We start from the raw sequence: 309 nt of genomic DNA, 5'->3' as shown, positions 1-309 counted from the left end.
TTATTGTTGTCATCGGTTTTGCTGGCGTCAGCGTGGTTTGCGCTATAATCTCTAGCGTCACATATCCATCCTGTGTGTCATATGGAAGCCCTGCAATCACCTCAAGCTTAACTCCATAGTCATTCGCAGGAATCAAACCGCCTGAAATTATTTCCATCTGAACATACGTGTCTTGTATGTTTTTCGGCGCAACCGTGAGCAAGGTTTCTGCTACTGCATTGGCTTTGACTAAAGTAGCCTGTGTAAGTAGCAGAGTTTCCGCTATAGCATTTGCATTAGCAGCTGAATTCTGCTGAGTCAGAATAGACT

The 309-nt window shown here is 44.3% G+C and carries 1 protein-coding gene; it reads right to left on the bottom strand.

Annotated features, from left to right (window positions below; all coding sequences use genetic code 11):
- Positions 1-309, bottom strand: a 309-nt coding sequence (locus tag AC1RP4_RS07910) for a hypothetical protein (RefSeq protein ID WP_481763260.1), incomplete at both ends; no start/stop codon positions are given.

This window comes from Dellaglioa sp. CoH-56-MRSF-10 (genome assembly GCF_056782175.1).
Note: the sequence above shows the minus strand (reverse complement) of the source record. Positions and strands in the feature narration are given on the sequence as shown.